The sequence below is a fragment of the Rhizocola hellebori genome, from assembly GCF_016862955.1.
Lineage (GTDB): Bacteria > Actinomycetota > Actinomycetes > Mycobacteriales > Micromonosporaceae > Rhizocola > Rhizocola hellebori.
In genome coordinates, this window is record NZ_BONY01000024.1 from 17,634 (window position 1) to 32,591 (window position 14,958).

The window sequence follows — 14,958 nt, forward strand, 5'->3', positions numbered from 1 at the left end:
TGCGGATTATGGCCAGTCGCCGGGATTGCACAGGAAACCGGTGGTGCCACTGGTCTCGGTGACGCCACCCGAGACGAAGCTGTAGAACACGCGCACCGATCGGCGCGGGTTTGGGCATGAGGTGTACAGGGACGCGAAGGGCGTCGTGTAAGTCACCGTGACGCCTGGTGGGTAGACGTAGGTCACCGTCCAGGTGGTGGTCCCGGTGCTCGCGGCATCGCAGAAGTAGTGCGAGGCGCCGGACTCGCAGTGCGGTGCCGGTGCGGCGGCTGACGCGGGGGCACCGGGCAGCGCCACCGCGCCCAGCATCAATGTCGCGGCCACCGCCAGCGCACGAATCGAAATATTCATGTTGATAAGTATAGACGAAGGCGGATTCAGTAAAGTGACCGCGCACGGTGAAGGCCAGCCATACGCTGAGATCCGGTACTCATAGCGGTCAAGGAGGCTTTCGTGTCTGTCATCATGATGCTGAGGGTGAAAGGTGATCCCGCCGCGCTGGAAAGCTACGCGAGCAACCACGGCGAAACACTGAAGAAGATCGCCAGCGAAGGTAAAGCCAAAGGCTGTATCCACCACCACTTTGCGGCTGCCGATGGCGAAGTGCTGGTCATCGACGAGTGGCCGAGCGAGGAAGCCTTCAGGGACTTCTTCGACAACCAGGCCGAGATTCCGGAAGTCATGGCAAAGGTTGGCGCCAAAGGCAAACCCGAGGTGATGGTCTACCGCAAGCTGGAGACGCCCGACTCGTTCTGAGCAGTCAGGGCGGCCCGGGTGGGCCGCCCTTGTCTGGCGAACGCTTGACCGCTATGGCAATGCCACTCCCAGCGGACCGGGCAGCCGCGCTGGCGTCCCCGCGGTGAGGCTCACGTCCTCCGGCGAGGGGCCGTCGCAGAACCGGTCGTGCTCCGGCAGCGTGCCGTTGACCAGGAAGGCGGTGGCGATCGCGGCGGCGCATGGTCCGGAGCGAATGCCGTAGATGCCGTGTCCGCCGGCGTCCTGTGTCACCATCGCGGCGCGGGAACCGAGCGCGGTGCGCATGCCGAACCCGCCGATCCACGGCGTGGCCGGGTCACGAAGATTCTGCAGCACAAGGACATTGCGCGGTCCCTTGGCGTCCACGGTCACCGGCGGCTCGACCGGGCGGTGGGGCCAGAACACGCATGGCCACAGGTTCGCCGGCATGCCGCCGGTGAGCGGCCAGACTCGGCGATCCTGGGCGGTGTTGCGTGCGTAAAGCTGCACGTCGCGGTTCCAGGCGATGTCGTTGCACGCGATCGCGTAGAGCACCGCGATCTGGTTGTCCACCGGAACCTGCAGGGCCGGCGGGGTGACCGAGCCGGGTGTGCCGAACGCCTGCCAGACCTCGGCCAGCGTCGGGAAGAGCCGGTCGTCGTACAGGTAGGACCGGGTGACCTCACGGAAGACGTTTCCGTTGAGCAGAAGCCCGGGTGTCGGGATCGGGTTGGCGTCGAGTGCCGCGACGCTGCGGAAGTAGTACTCCCGCACGGCCTGCGGGGTGTCTCCGAGACCATAGATGTCGTTGCGTTTGGCCGCCCAGGCGGTGAAGTCGGGGAAGCGCAACGCGATGCCGAGACTGAAGCCGCGCCATACGTCGTACCAGATGTTGTTGGGGTTGACCGCGCTGTCCAGGATGATGCGGTCGCTGCGTTGCGGGAACAGACTGGTGTAGACGGCGCCCAGATAGCTGCCGTAGGAGTAGCCGAGGTAGTTGAGCTTGCGCTCACCCATCGCCGCCCGGAGGCGATCCATGTCCCGTGCGGTGTTGGCGGTGGTGATGTGGGGCAGCAGCGCGCCGGCCTGCGCCGCGCAGGAAGCCGCGGTGGTGCGCGCGAATTCGACGTTGCGCGCGATCGAGCCGTCGGGCGCCGGATACGGCAGGACCAGATCGGGCGGCGTTTCCCCGGGAATGCCGCAGGTGATGGCGCTGCTGAGGCCGACACCGCGGGGATCGAAGCCGATCAGGTCGTAGCGTGCGGTGACCTCCGCCGGCAGGGTCTGCGCCAGGAAGCTCGGCAGGTCAAGGCCGGAGCCGCCGGGCCCGCCCGGATTCAGCAACAGAATCCCCCGGCGCAGCGCCGGGTCGGTGGCCGATATCCGGGAGACGGCAATGGTGATCTTCGGACCGTTCGGGCTGCGATAGTCGCGCGGCACACTGAGCTGTGCGCACTGCTGTCGCGGGTCGGGTGCCTGGTAAGGGCAGTCCTGCCAGGCGATTGACGATTGCGTCGGAGTTGTTCCGGAAGCGGCGGTGGCCGGTGCCGAGGCTGTGATGAGAGCCAGGGCCGCTGCTACGGCGGAAAGGACGTGGATGCGGCGCATCTAAATGCCTCCCTTTTCTTGTCTCCGGGGGCAATGTTATGTCCATCAATCAAACCGGGCGGCGAGCAACCTTTTTGACCGCTGTGGTGTCCTGGCTCGCGTGAGTAGTTGGGTGGCACCGGACGATTTCGCGGAGTTTGTTCGCGGCAGGCACGTTGAGCTGCTGCGCTTCGCCTATCTACTCTGCGGCGACCGCTACCTGGCCGAGGACCTGGTCCAGGACGCCCTGGAGCGTACCGGCATGGCATGGCACCGTGTCCAGCGCCAGGACGACCCCGAGGGGTACGTGCGGCGTACCATCACCAATCGCTTTCTGAACAGGCTGCGCGCGCTTCGCAGCGAGCGCCTGGTCGGTGATCCACCCGAACGCGGCTATGTCGACCGGGAACCACCCGACCACGCCCTCTGGCATCTGCTCGCCCGGCTGCCACGCCAGCAGCGTGCCGTGCTCGTGCTGCGGTTCTACCTGGACTACTCCGAGGCGCAGATCGCCCAGACGCTGGGATGTTCCACCGGCACCGTCAAAAGCACCACCTCACGCGCGCTGGCCAAACTGCGTCAGCAACTGCCGGCCAACTCACAGCTCGCATCGGTGGAAAAGGGTGCGTCATGACCGTTGAACAGCAACTGCGTGAGACGTTGCAGGGCAAGACGCAGGCCGTCACCGGCTGGGCCGATCCCGTGACACAGATCGAGCGGGGCGTGCGCCGCCGCAAGCGCAGGCGGCTGGCCGTGCAAGCGGTCGCCGCCGTCACCGTGCTGGTCACCGTGCTGACCGTCGGCCTGATCCAGCGCCGGCCCGCCGAGACGCCGACAAACATCGATGCCACGGTGGACGAGGCGGTCGGCGTGCCGCACATCTTGCGCCGGTCGCCGCGCCCGGACCGTGCCGCCTGCCCGCCCGAGCGGATCATGGAGGTCGAATGGATTGTCCAGTCGGCGCCATGGGGAATGAGCACCGGCTTCGGGGCGCGCCTGTTCACCGATCAGCGATGCACCCTGTCCGGGCGGCCCCAGCTTTTCGGGGTGGATGTGGCCACCGGGCAGCGTGTCGAAATTCCCTTCGTGCCCAACGTTGCGCCGATGGACAGCGGCCGGGTACGGCAGTTTCCCGCCACCATCGACGGCGGCGAGCTGGCGCGGGTGGAGATCCACGGCAACAGCGCCTGCCCCACGGGTCAAAGCCCGCAAAGCTATCGCGACCTGTCGTTGCTCATCGGCGATCGCCAGCTGGACCTACCCGATCAGCGAAGCTTGACCGCCGTGTGCGGTGCCGATGTCAGCGAGTGGTTCGTCGAGCCGCCGATGGAATACGCCTCGCTTGACGCCTATCTCCTGGCGCCCAAGACGCTACGCCGTGGCGAAGACTTCTCCTACACGGTGCAGATCGCCAACAGGTTCCCGAGAAAATTCAATATTCAAGACTGTCCGGTGTACCTGTTAGGGCTGGGCGCGCAGGGCCAGACCTGGCGGCGGCTGAGCTGCGACATCAGCTCGATCGATGCCCATCGCACGGTGCGCTTTCGGATGACCGGTCACGTGCCCGCCGACGCCGCGGTCGGGCCGGCCAAACTCACCTGGATCGGCGTGCTGCCCAACGGCGAAGTGATAGTCGCGGACATGGCCACAAGTGGTTACCCGGTATCGATTACGCAGTGACGAGCGCTCAGATCAGGCCGGCTTCCTGGGCGAGCAGCGCTATCTGGGTACGGTTGGCCAGATCGAGCTTGGTGAGGATGTGCGAGACGTGGGCCTTGACCGTGGTCAGGCTCATCGTCAGCGCGGTCGCTATGTCTGCATTGGAGTGTCCCTGGGCGATGGCGATGACGACATCGCGCTCGCGCGGGGTGAGCCCGGCCAGCTTGGTGCGCGCGTTCTCGTAGGTGGTGGCGCTGGTGGCTATCCGCTGCATCAGCCGGCGGGTCACGGCCGGGGACAGGAACGGCTCACCGGCTGAAGCCGCATGGACCGCCTGGGCGATCCGCTCCGGCGGGGTGTCCTTGAGCAGGAAGCCGGTGGCGCCCGCGCGCAGCGCGCGCAGGATGTGGTCGTCGGTGTCGAAGGTGGTCAGCACGATGACCTCGGGCGGGTGGGGGCGGCGGCGGATTCGCTCGGTCGCCGCGATGCCGCCCATGCCGGGCATCCGGATGTCCATGAGGATGACGTCGGGCGTATGCCGATCGACCGCGGCAAGTGCTTGCGCGCCATCGGCTGCCTCGCCGACGACCGCTATACCGTCGGCGCCGTCGAGCATCATCGTCAGCGCGCCACGCACCAGCGGGTCGTCGTCGACGATCAGCACCCGGATCGGCGTCATGCCTGCCACGGCAGCCAGGCGGACAGCCGGAACCGGCCGGAGGCATCGATCTCATGCTCCAGGCCCCCGCCGCAAAGCGCCGCCCTCTCGGCCAGGCCGACCAGCCCGATGCCCGCTCCGGGCGCCGATGGGTGGCCGGCGACGGTCGGGTTGCTCACCTCGATGGTCAGCCGTGAGCCGGGACCGCCGCCCAGCGCGAGGCTCACCGCCTGCCCGGGGGCGTGCTTGCGGGCGTTGGTGAGCGCCTCCTGCACGATGCGGTAAGCGGTGCGGCCGATCTGCGGCAACGGTTCCGAGGCGTCGAGGGTGTCGTCGACGTCGACCGGCTGGCCGGCTACCCGGGTTTCCCCGATCAGCCGGGGCAGGTCGCCAAGCGACTGCGCCGCAGGGGAATCGGCGTCGGTGTCGTCGGTGTCATCCCGGCGCAAAAGCGTAATCACCTCGCGAAGCTCCTCGAGCGCCTGGTGTGCGCTGTCCCGCACCACGGCGGCGGCCGCGGTGAGCCGTTGCGGTGGGGCATCGGGCCTGTACTCTATCGCCCCCGCGTAGGCAGCCAGCAGCGACAGCCGGTGAGCGAGCACGTCGTGCATCTCCCGGGCGATCCGGGCCCGTTCGGACTGCCGGGCCTGGGCCACTTTCTGTTGCTGCTCCTGCTCGGCGCGGCGGGCGCGTTCGCGTAACGCCTCCAGCAGCTTGCTCCGGGCCTGCGCCCAGGTGCCCCAACCCAGCAGCGCCGCATAGGCCGCCGCCATCAGCAGCAGCCACCATTGATAGTCAAGGCCGGGCGCCGGCCGCCACAGACCCTGGACCGCCTGCCCCAGCACACCGGTCACCGCGACCATGGCCGCCTGGCGAAACGGGCGCACCCGCGCGGTGTGCAGCGCGGCGAAACTCGCCGCCGGAGTGGCCACCGGGGACACCGCCGCCAGCAGCCCGGCCACGACACCGCCCGCGATCGGCTGCCGCACGATCCACGCGGTCACCGCTATCGACGCCGCGGCGGTGGCCAGGTCCAGCCAGACCGGGGCGGGCGAATCCGAGCGGACGGTCACCCACCCAGTCACCACCACGAGCAGGCCGATCACCGTCACCGAAATCGCCGTCGCGGCAGCCGTTGACCGATTGTCCTCGCAGGTCGTGGCGTTCACGTTCAGCACAGTACCCAGCGGCGGCACGGCGCGACCACCTACTAAAGATGGTGCCCGAGGTGCTGCCGGGAGGAGACGGCCGTCCTCGGCGGCCGATGTGGACGGTCCCGGCTCGACGGCACGCTTGCGCCCATGACAAAACAAAGGATGACTCGCCTCGCCGCGGTAGCGGGCGCGATGCTGGTGGCCGCGGCCGGGTTCGCTGTGCTGCACTCGATGGCCGGGATCGACCTGGCCGCCACTACCGGGACCACCGTCCAGCACGTCACGCTGACGGCAACGATGGCCGCCGCCGCGATCGCTGCTGTCGCCGGATGGCTTTCGCTGGCGCTGCTGGAACGGCTCACCTCCCGCGGCCGGGCCATTTGGACGGCAATCGCGGTCACCGTGCTGCTGCTGTCGCTGCTGGCCGGGCCGGCCGCCGGGACCACCGGCGGGGCCAAGGCAGGGCTGGCGCTGCTTCACCTCGCCGTGGGCGCGGTGGTCATCGGGACTCTGCGGCGGAGCAGCAGCCGATGACCGCGCAGCTCGTGCAAAAGCGGCAGGGCTCGTTCGTCTTTGGTGCGGCTGCCTTGCGCACCGGATGGACCTGGCGTCGGGCCCAGATCCGGGTAGGCGAAAGGATTTGGGCCGTCGAGCCGACCGGCCGCCACCGCATCGGCGTCACCGCGCACGCTGGCAACAGCCCAGCGGTGAGGCTGCATCCGCAGCAGTCGCACGTGCCCGGTCCGGGCGGGCCGGTCAGCTGGCGGTGCTGGCACCGTGGCGCCGAGCTGACCCGTGATGACGGCCGCATCCGGCTGGAGATTTCCGCCTTCGCCCGGGGACCGGTGCGCGTCGACGTCACCGGCGACTGGCCCGACCTAGACCTGGTGGTGCTCACCGCCGTCTTCGCCCTGATGACCCGCCGCCGGCATCGCACCCTGATCATCGCAGCGATCGCCGCGGCGACCCGGTAGCTAGGGCGTGGCCGTGAAGGCGCGGCGGTAGCTGGAGGGCGAGGTGCGCATCGCCTTGGTGAAGTGGTGGCGAAAGGTGACCGGGGATTCGAAGCCGACCGCCTCGGCCACCTTTTCCACCGGCAGGTCCGGCGTTTCGAGCAGCGCCAGCGAGGCGGCGATGCGCTGGGAGATGACCCAGCGCATCGGCGGCACACCCATTCGGGAGGTGAACTTGCGCTGGTAGGTGCGCGGTGCCAGGTGCGCGGCGCGGGCGAGGTCGGTCAGGGTTAGCGGCGAAGCCAGCTGGGACAGGGCCCATTGCATGCTGTCGGCGATCGGATCGCTGGATTCCGTTGACACGATGGGGGTTTGGATGAACTGCGCCTGACCGCCCGCTCGGTGTGGGGCGATCACCAGCCGCCGCGCGACCGTGTTGGCGACCTTGGCACCGTGGTCACTGCGTACCAGATGAAGGCAAACATCAAGCCCAGCAGCACTTCCCGCGCCGGTGACGATGTTGCCGTCCTCGACGTAGAGCACGTTGGGATCGACTGACACCCGTGGATATCGCGCCGCGAGCCGATCGGCATAGCGCCAGTGGGTGGTGGCCTTGCGGCCGTCGAGCAGGCCCGCGCCGGCCAGGCTGAACGCTCCGGAACAGATCGACACCAACCGGCCGCGCACCGAGCGCAGCGCCTCGGCCAGCTCGAGCGACGGCTCGCCGGTCACCGGGGCACCCGGGATGATCACCGTGTCGGCGTGGGCGAACCTGTCCAGCCCGTGCTCGGTGGTCATGGTGAACCCGCCCATGGCGCGCATGGGTTTGCCGGGCGTGGCCGAGCACACCTCGAGCGTGTACCACCAGGGCACGTCGAGCTCGGGCCGGGGCAGCCCGAAGACCTCCACCACCACGCCGAACTCGAAGGGCCCCATGCCTTCGTAGGCGAGCACGGCCACCCGGTGCGGCCTGGAGATCCTCATGGCGCAATCTTAGCGATAGTGGGCGTTCGCGCCAGTGGTGCCCATCAAGATCGATCAGCAGACTTGGCGCATGACACTTTCCCCGGTCACCGAACACTCGGCGGCGACGGCCGAGCGTGCTTACGCCCACTTCGCCGCCAAACTGTCCTTTGAGACCGATCCGGCCGACGTCGCCGGTGCCATGAGCGACGGCGAGGTCGACTTCATCCTGATCGACACCCGTAAGCAAGGGCATTACACGAAGTCACATCTGCCCGGGGCGATAAACGTGCCGCAGACCGGAATCACGGCCCAATGGCTGGCACAGCTGCCGGCGGACAAGCTGCTGATCACCTACTGCTGGGGTCCGGCGTGCAACGGCTCGACCAAGGCGGCCATGAAGATAGCGGCACTGGGCAGGCCGGTCAAAGAGCTCATCGGCGGCTTCCAATATTGGGTGCGAGAGGGATGGCCCACCGAGGGCAAGCGCCCCCTGGACGCCCGCGTCGCCGCACCCGCCAGCACCGACCTGGGACTGTTCGCCTGAGTGTCGATCAGCTTCGCCCGCAATAGCAACCACAAGTCGCCAAGACTCACGTTGGAGCGGCGGCAGGGGTGGGGTGCGGCGGGGCGTGGGCGGCGAAGCCGGACGGGCGACTCGAAGCGGCGCAAGCACTTTCGGACACCTTAAGCCAGCCCGCGCAGTCGGCTGACCGGTGAGAACACCAGCGCGACCACCACCATCGCCGAAGCGCCGGCCGCGGCCGCCAGCGCGGGCCGGGCGCCGATGGCGCCGGTGAGCAGGCCCGCGGTGAGCCCGCCCAGCGCCCCGCCGCCGAAGAGCAGGGTCCGGAAGACCGCGGTCATCCGGCCCATCATCGGCTGCGGGGTGCGCGACTGGCGCAGGCTGACGATGATGACACCGGCCACGCCCAGACCCAGGTAGCTGGTGAAGAACGACAGGGTGAACATCGCCGTCATCACCAGCCGGGGACCGGACGCGGCAACGAGCAGAGCCGGGCCCAGCAGTAGAGCGGACTGGGCGACGAGGTAGACCCGGCCGAGTGGGAACCGGTTGATCACCTTGCGCGAGATGACCGCGCCGAGCAATCCTCCGATCGATGCGGTGGCGAAGATGGTGCCAAGCGTGGTGGAACTCAGTTGCAGATCCCTTGTGCCGTAAAGCAGGAACATGGTCCAGACGGTGATCATTGAGAAGTTGCAGCAGAACCCGATGGCCGCCAGCCATCGCAGGATCCGGTCGCGCAGCACCCAGCTCAGCCCATCGCGCAACTCGGTGCCGAGACGGCGATCCTGCGCCCGCGCCGGACGCGGCTCAGGGGTACGGATCAGCAGCAGCGACACCACCGATACCAGATAGGAACAGGCGTTGACGACCAGTGCCACGGGTGCGGTGAGCAGGCCGATCAGGACACCGGCCAGCCCCGGCCCGGCCACGTCCGCCACCGACGAGCTGATGCCCATCTTGGCGCTGGCCTCGACATAGTGCTTCGGGTCGCGGACAAGCGCTGGCACATAAGACATCCAGCTCACGTCGAAGAGCACCGAGGCGACCCCGATCGCGCAGGCGATGGCCAGCAGCGCGGTCATGTTCAAGGCGTGCCACGAGTAGAGGATCGGAACCGTCGCGAGCAGCACGAGCCGGGCCAGGTTGGCGCCGAGCATCACGGTACGACGGCGGGCCCGGTCCACCCAGACCCCGAAGACCAAGGCCAGTCCCAGATATGGGGCCAGCTGGAGGAAGCGCAGCAGGCCGACCTGCTCATCGGTCGCGCCGAAGGCCTGGATCGCGGTCAGCGGCAGGGCGAGGTTGGTCACCTGCGTGCCGAGCAGCGACAGGGTCTCGCCCACCCAGAAGGTGAGGAAGTCCCGGTTGTGCCACAGGCTCGCCTTCGCCGTGACGGCCGGGGCCGGGCTGGTGGTTTCTACGGTCGGCATGGTGGCTACCTGCCGCCGGCCGGAGAGCCCGCGGCGATTTCCGCGACCGCCCCGGCGACTTCGTCCACTTCGGACTCCGTGTTGTAGTAGTGCGGGGACAGGCGCAGGGCCCAGGTGACGTCCTTGTCGGCGAAGTCGAACTGGGCGAACTCTCGGTAGCCCAGCGCCGAGTTGATCCGGCGACGGTCCAGCGCCTGCTTGAACGGCTCCGGTGACCAGCCTGCGACATCGAAGGTGACCAGCGCTGCCGGTCGTGGGCCGCGGTCGAGCACCCGCACGCCGGGGATCTGGGCCAGCTGCTCACGCAACCGCGCGGCCAGCTGCGGGGTGCGGCGGGAGACCGGCTCGATGCCGACCGCGAGCGCATAACGGGTGGCGACGGCGCTGCCTATGACTGCGGCGTAAGGGAATTCCCAGTCCTCGAAGCGGGTGGCGCTTTCCACCGGGAGGTAGGTGTCCGGCCCGGTCCAGCGGGCGCCGTGCATGTCGATGAACAGCGGTTCGTACCCGGCGCGCAGGACCCGGTCGCTGACGTAGAGGAAGCCGGTGCCACGTGGCCCGCGCAGGAATTTGCGGCAGGTCGCGGTGAGGAAGTCGCAGCCGATTTCGCTGACGTCCATCGGGTACTGGCCAACCGACTGGCACGCATCGACCAGGTACACCAGATCGAGCTCGCGGCAGTGGCGGCCGATCTCGGCAATGGGCTGGACCAGGCCGGAGTTGGTGGGGATGTGGGTGGCGGCTACCAGCCGTGGCCGCCGCGCGCGCATCAGCGCGGCCATCGCGTCGACGTCCACGCCGCTGCCGTCGGGCCGGTCGGCGGCGTGCACGATCTCGACCCCGAAGCGCTTGCGCAGCGAAAGAAAGGCGATCTGGTTGGAGACGAAGTCGTTGCGGGTGGTGAGGATGATGTCGCCGGGCTGGAACGGGATCGACGACAGCGCCCGCGTGTAAGCGTCGGTGGCGCTGGCCGCGAATGCGATGTTGCCCGGTCCACAGCCGAGCAGGTCGGCGACCGCGGCGTAGAAGTCGCCGATCCGCGCAGCGCTGGCGGCGGAGGCCTCGTAGCCGCCGATGCGCGCCTCCAGGTCCAGGTGCTCGACCATCGCCCGGTGCACCGGCCGCGCCAGCAGGCCGCAGCCGGCATTGTTGAAGTGGATGACCGTCTCGCAGCCGGGGGTGTCTGCCCGCAGTGCGGCGAGGTCGAGAAGCGGTTCTCCTTTGGACGCGAAAGCGCTATTGTGCTGGTTCATGTTCGAGAGTAGCACTATCGAGAATCTCGTCACGAGCCTGCGGGCTGAGATCGCACGCCTCACCCCGGGCGATCGGTTGCCCAGCAGCCGTGACCTGGTACGCCGTCACACTGCAAGCCCGGTGACGGTGGCCCGCGCGGTCGCCGTGCTGGCAGCCGAGGGCGCCGTCGTGACCAGACCGGGTAGCGGAACGTTTGTCGCCGCCCGAAGCTCTCGGCCCTTCGGCTCACCGCCGGACACCTCGTGGCAGGCGGTGGCGCTCGCCGACCGCAGCATCGACGCCCACACCGTCACCGATCTGCTCCGCCCGCCGCCGGCCGACGCGATCACCATGGCCGGCGGTTACCTGCACCGCAGCCTGCAGCCGGCCAAGGCCCTGGGCGACGCCCTTGCCCGAGCGGCGCGGCGGCCCGACGCGTGGGACCGTGCGCCGACGGCGGGGCTGGAAACGTTGCGCGCCTTGTTCGCCCGGTTCACCGGTGGCGATATGGACAGTGACGACGTGCTCATCACCAGCGGCGGGCAGGACGGCCTGTCGGTGGCGTTCCGCGCGATAGCCGCGCCCGGCAGCCCGATCCTGGTCGAATCGCCCACCTACCAAGGCGCCCTCGCCGCCGCCCGCGCCGCGGGCCTGCGCCCGGTTCCTGTTCCGAGCGACGATGCCGGCATCCGCCCGGACCTGCTGGCCGACGCGTTCGCCAGCAGCGGCGCCCAGCTGCTCTACCTCCAGCCGACCTTCCACAATCCAAGCGGCGCCGTGCTTTCCGAGCCCCGCCGGCAGCAGGTCCTCGACATCGCGCGGGCCGCCGGCGCCTTCATCCTCGAGGACGACAACGCCCGCCTGCTCGGCCACGGCGGCACGGTGCCGCGTCCGCTGGCCGCCGACGACCGTGACGGCACCGTGGTCTACCTGACGTCGCTGACCAAACCGGCGTCGCCGAGCCTGCGGATCGGCGCGCTGGTCGCCCGTGGCCCGGTGATGTCCCGGCTGCGCGCGATCCGGCTCGTCGACGACTTCTTCATCTCACGCCCGCTGCAGGAAGCCGCCATCGAGCTGCTCAGCACGCCCGCCTGGGACCGTCACCTGCGCGCGCTGTCCGCCGCGCTGCGCGAGCGCTGCGCCACCCTCGCCGCCGGGCTGGCCCGGCACACACCCGATTGGACAGTCAGCCGGATCCCCGCGGGCGGTTTCCACCTGTGGGTAAGGCTGCCCGCCAATTCTGTCCAGCAGGTCACCGATGCCGCGCGCAGCCAGGGCGTGGCCGTCAGCCCCGGCAACGGTTACTTCGCGGCCGAACCACCCGCCGCGTATGTGCGGGTGGGCTTCGCCGCCGCGGCGGATCTGGCCCAGCTGACCGAAGGCGCCCGACTGCTTGGCGAGGCAGCCCGAAACATCTTGGCGCACTAGCCTTTTGGAAGGTGTGGGACCGCCGTTGGGCGGTCCCACACTCATGCTGTGGTGCTATGGGGCGATCGACCAGAGCTGGCAGGTGTTGTTGAGCCACATCCAGAGCCGGGCCGGCGTGCCGTTTGCCGTGCCACAGTTCTGGTTGTCGAGCACCATGCCGCTGTTTTCGACCACGAGCTCGTAGCGGCCGTTGCCGGCCGGGATGACCGCCCACTGCTGGCACAGGTTCCCGAGCGACTGCCACAGGTTCACGGCCGTGCCGAGGGCCAGCCCGCAGTTGACCGCGTCGAGCACCCGGCCCGCGTTGACGTTCGTGATAGTCCACTTGTTGGCGCCCACATTGTTGAAGCGCCATTGCTGGCAAGTGTTGCCAAGTGATTGCCATTGATCTATCTGGGTACCGTTGCCAGTCCCGCAGTTCACGGCGTCAAGAACCTTGCCGCTCTGCAGGTTCGTCAGCCTGTACACGGCGCCGTTCACCGGGAAGGTGACGCTCTTGCTGTAGCCGACCGAGACGATGTTCGCCTGCACCGCGTTTTCCGTGGCGTCGGTGGGATATCCGCTGGTCATAACGCCCTCGAAGAACGAGCCGACCGAGCCGTTGCTGTTGTCGCCGCCGATGCCGAGGATGATCGCACCCTGTTTGGTCATCGGCCGGTATCCCGCCTGGGTCGGCAACCCGCCGTTGTAGCGCGTCGCCAGGCCGCCGGACTGCGAGTTGCCGTCCTTGATGGCGTAGGTGGTGGTGCCGTTGTTCTTCAGCATCGCCGTGACGAAGGCGCTGCTGCGACCGGTGTTCGAGGTCCACGAGCCGTTGCCGCCCGCGAACAACCCGTTCTCCAGGTCTGCCGCGACCCGTGGCCCACCCGCGCAGGGGGAGAACCAGCACAGCGTGCCGAAGTAGATGGCGTCCATGTCACCGTTGCCGGTGTCCAGGTTGTTGGTTTCGGCGTTGCCATAGTCGAAACAGCACCGGTTGTTGGTGTGGGTGCCCTCGGTCACCATGTACATGCCCTCGGGCTGGCTCCCGGTGGCGATGCCGTTGGTGGCGTTGTTGCGGTAGCCGTTGCCGGCGGAGATGTAGACGCCGTAGACCCGGTGGCCACCCGCGGTGACGGGCAGCGCGGCCGCGTTCGAGCCCTGATCCGCGGTGGGATTCGCGCCGCCGCCGGGAGCGATCGTCAGGTCGTTGTGCCGCGACGTCTGATCGTAGATGCGCACGATGGTGCAGTACGTGCCCGAACAGAAGGAGTCCTGCGCGGCGGCGTTCGCATAGTCGCCGGCCGCGAGCAGGCCGATGTTGGACGTCGCGCCGTCGGACCAGCGCCTCACCTGATAGAGCGGTCCGTTGTAGCTGCCAAAGAGCGCGCGGGTGGTGCTGTGAGCGGCTACGCAGGGCGTGCCGCCGCTCGCGTAGATGTCGCAGGACTGAGGGCCAGCCGCCTGTGCCGTTCCGGTCACGGCTACCAATGTCGTGACAGTGAGGGCCACAGCGGCACCGACAGCTAGGGCTATTCGCTGCCGGTGATGAAGAGACCAGAAACCCATGGTGTGCCTTTCGTGTGCATGCGGGGCCGCAATGCGCAGCGGTAACTATGGGCATAGGAGACGATGTTAACGTTAACAATCGGCTCGCCATGTGCGGTGAGATCGGGGTTGTTAGCGCTAACATAGATTTCCATAGGTGTTTCGGTCTTGTCAACGGGGCCTCACTTGATCCCCGTCAGACGAGCTGGCGCAGGACCGCTTCGACGGCGTCGACCAGAGGATCGCCTTGCGTGTCCGGGCGGCGGACGAGGCCGAGCTCGACGTCGGGCAGGCCGGGAAGGCCGGCTGCCGCCATGCCGGGGTCGAGATTGGCCGGAAGCAGCGCGGCCACCCCGAGTCCGGCTCGGACAGCGGCGGTAACCCCCGCCAGGCTGGTGCTTTCGAAGGCGACACGCCAGGTGCGGCCTGCGGCGTCCAGGGCGTCGAGCAGGGGAGCACGCCATCGGCAGGGCTGGGAGAACAGCACCAGCGGCAGCGGGTCGAGGCTGAGGTCGATGCCGGGCCCGCTGGCCCAGGCCAACGGGAGCCTTACCGTCCAAAGTGGAGTTTCGGGTAGGTAGGACGGATCGCAGAGGGCAAGGTGCACGCGGCCGGCGGTGAAGGCGTCGCGCATGGCCGGGCCGGGCGCGGTGAAGAGCTCGAGCGAGGCGCCCGGGTGCAGCCGGGCGAAGTCGGCGAGGGCTTGTGGCAGCGGCGCGGCGGCGAGGTCCTCGAGGAGACCGACGCCGCAATGCCCGGTCAGGGCCTGCCGCGGGGCTTGCAGCGCCTGCGCGGAAAGGGCGAGGATCCTTGCCGCGTAAGGCATGAGCGCCTCGCCCGCCTTGGTCAGTGACACGCCGGTGGCGGTGCGGTGCAACAGCGGCTGGCCGACCGCACGTTCCAGCTTGCGCAACTGCTGGCTCAGCGCGGGCTGGCTATGGCCCAGCGCGATGGCGGCCCGGCTGATGCTGCCCGTTTGGGCGGCGGTCAGGAAGGCCCGCAGCAGAGCAGTCTCAAGATCGGTGGCCATAACGAGACGTTATACCGGGTCGCTGGTTTTTCGCAGTTCCGGTGAGCTTGCCGACCGCATAGCGTCGAGGTC

Annotated in this window: 14 protein-coding genes and 2 pseudogenes; 7 read left to right on the forward strand and 9 right to left on the reverse strand. The window is 68.5% G+C overall.

The window, feature by feature from the left end; genetic code table 11:
- Positions 1-6: 6 nt before the first annotated feature.
- The gene (locus Rhe02_RS20555; protein ID WP_203909909.1) at positions 7-351 is read right to left on the reverse strand and encodes a hypothetical protein; all 345 of its coding nucleotides are present in this window, start codon (positions 349-351) and stop codon (positions 7-9) included.
- Between the two features lie 102 nt (positions 352-453).
- Between Rhe02_RS20555 and Rhe02_RS20560 the strand changes: the two genes are divergently transcribed.
- Positions 454-756, forward strand: coding sequence for an antibiotic biosynthesis monooxygenase (locus tag Rhe02_RS20560; RefSeq protein ID WP_203909910.1), 303 nt, complete (start codon positions 454-456; stop codon positions 754-756).
- Positions 757-807: 51 nt separating this feature from the next.
- Here Rhe02_RS20560 and Rhe02_RS20565 read toward each other — a convergent pair whose 3' ends face one another.
- Positions 808-2,343 (reverse strand): alpha/beta hydrolase, encoded by a 1,536-nt coding sequence (locus tag Rhe02_RS20565; protein ID WP_203909911.1) that lies wholly within the window; start codon positions 2,341-2,343, stop codon positions 808-810.
- Positions 2,344-2,443: 100 nt separating this feature from the next.
- Here Rhe02_RS20565 and Rhe02_RS20570 point away from each other — a divergent pair, with 100 nt between their 5' ends.
- A complete protein-coding gene (locus Rhe02_RS20570; RefSeq protein ID WP_239123942.1) occupies positions 2,444-2,956 on the forward strand; it encodes a SigE family RNA polymerase sigma factor in 513 nt (170 codons plus the stop codon).
- Positions 2,953-4,002 carry a hypothetical protein gene (locus Rhe02_RS20575; RefSeq protein ID WP_203909913.1) on the forward strand — a complete coding sequence of 350 codons (1,050 nt, stop codon included), beginning with the start codon at positions 2,953-2,955 and terminating at the stop codon, positions 4,000-4,002. The genes Rhe02_RS20570 and Rhe02_RS20575 overlap by 4 nt, the downstream gene beginning before the upstream one ends.
- Before the next feature lie 7 nt (positions 4,003-4,009).
- Here the strand turns inward: Rhe02_RS20575 and Rhe02_RS20580 are convergent.
- Positions 4,010-4,706: pseudogene (locus Rhe02_RS20580) on the reverse strand (response regulator).
- Between the two features lie 382 nt (positions 4,707-5,088).
- Positions 5,089-5,502 (reverse strand): annotated as a pseudogene (locus tag Rhe02_RS51140) (sensor histidine kinase); the annotation flags it as partial.
- A 438-nt stretch (positions 5,503-5,940) separates the two neighbouring features.
- Between Rhe02_RS51140 and Rhe02_RS20590 the strand changes: the two are divergent.
- Both Rhe02_RS20590 and Rhe02_RS20595 read left to right on the forward strand, forming a co-directional pair.
- Positions 5,941-6,327 (forward strand): DUF6069 family protein, encoded by a 387-nt coding sequence (locus tag Rhe02_RS20590; RefSeq protein ID WP_203909916.1) that lies wholly within the window; start codon positions 5,941-5,943, stop codon positions 6,325-6,327.
- Positions 6,324-6,767: a hypothetical protein gene (locus Rhe02_RS20595; RefSeq protein WP_203909917.1), complete on the forward strand. Its 444-nt coding sequence runs from the start codon at positions 6,324-6,326 to the stop codon at positions 6,765-6,767. Before Rhe02_RS20590 ends, Rhe02_RS20595 begins: the two co-directional genes overlap by 4 nt.
- On the opposite strand, the gene Rhe02_RS20600 is transcribed toward Rhe02_RS20595, so the two are convergent.
- Positions 6,768-7,730, reverse strand: coding sequence for a helix-turn-helix domain-containing protein (locus tag Rhe02_RS20600; RefSeq protein ID WP_203909918.1), 963 nt, complete (start codon positions 7,728-7,730; stop codon positions 6,768-6,770).
- A 70-nt stretch (positions 7,731-7,800) separates the two neighbouring features.
- Here Rhe02_RS20600 and Rhe02_RS20605 point away from each other — a divergent pair, with 70 nt between their 5' ends.
- Positions 7,801-8,256 (forward strand): rhodanese-like domain-containing protein, encoded by a 456-nt coding sequence (locus Rhe02_RS20605; RefSeq protein ID WP_203909919.1) that lies wholly within the window; start codon positions 7,801-7,803, stop codon positions 8,254-8,256.
- Positions 8,257-8,396: 140 nt separating this feature from the next.
- Here the strand turns inward: Rhe02_RS20605 and Rhe02_RS20610 are convergent, their stop codons facing one another.
- Both Rhe02_RS20610 and Rhe02_RS20615 read right to left on the reverse strand, forming a co-directional pair.
- Positions 8,397-9,668 (reverse strand): MFS transporter, encoded by a 1,272-nt coding sequence (locus Rhe02_RS20610; protein ID WP_203909920.1) that lies wholly within the window; start codon positions 9,666-9,668, stop codon positions 8,397-8,399.
- Positions 9,669-9,673: 5 nt separating this feature from the next.
- Positions 9,674-10,921 (reverse strand): aminotransferase class V-fold PLP-dependent enzyme, encoded by a 1,248-nt coding sequence (locus tag Rhe02_RS20615; RefSeq protein WP_203909921.1) that lies wholly within the window; start codon positions 10,919-10,921, stop codon positions 9,674-9,676.
- Here Rhe02_RS20615 and Rhe02_RS20620 point away from each other — a divergent pair.
- Positions 10,920-12,329 carry an aminotransferase-like domain-containing protein gene (locus Rhe02_RS20620; RefSeq protein WP_203909922.1) on the forward strand — a complete coding sequence of 470 codons (1,410 nt, stop codon included), beginning with the start codon at positions 10,920-10,922 and terminating at the stop codon, positions 12,327-12,329. The two genes, Rhe02_RS20615 and Rhe02_RS20620, sit on opposite strands and share 2 nt — an antisense overlap.
- A 54-nt stretch (positions 12,330-12,383) precedes the next feature.
- On the opposite strand, the gene Rhe02_RS20625 is transcribed toward Rhe02_RS20620, so the two are convergent.
- Positions 12,384-13,877: an arabinofuranosidase catalytic domain-containing protein gene (locus Rhe02_RS20625; protein WP_203909923.1), complete on the reverse strand. Its 1,494-nt coding sequence runs from the start codon at positions 13,875-13,877 to the stop codon at positions 12,384-12,386.
- A 175-nt stretch (positions 13,878-14,052) separates the two neighbouring features.
- The gene (locus tag Rhe02_RS20630; RefSeq protein ID WP_203909924.1) at positions 14,053-14,886 is read right to left on the reverse strand and encodes a LysR family transcriptional regulator; all 834 of its coding nucleotides are present in this window, start codon (positions 14,884-14,886) and stop codon (positions 14,053-14,055) included.
- Positions 14,887-14,958: the final 72 nt, after the last annotated feature.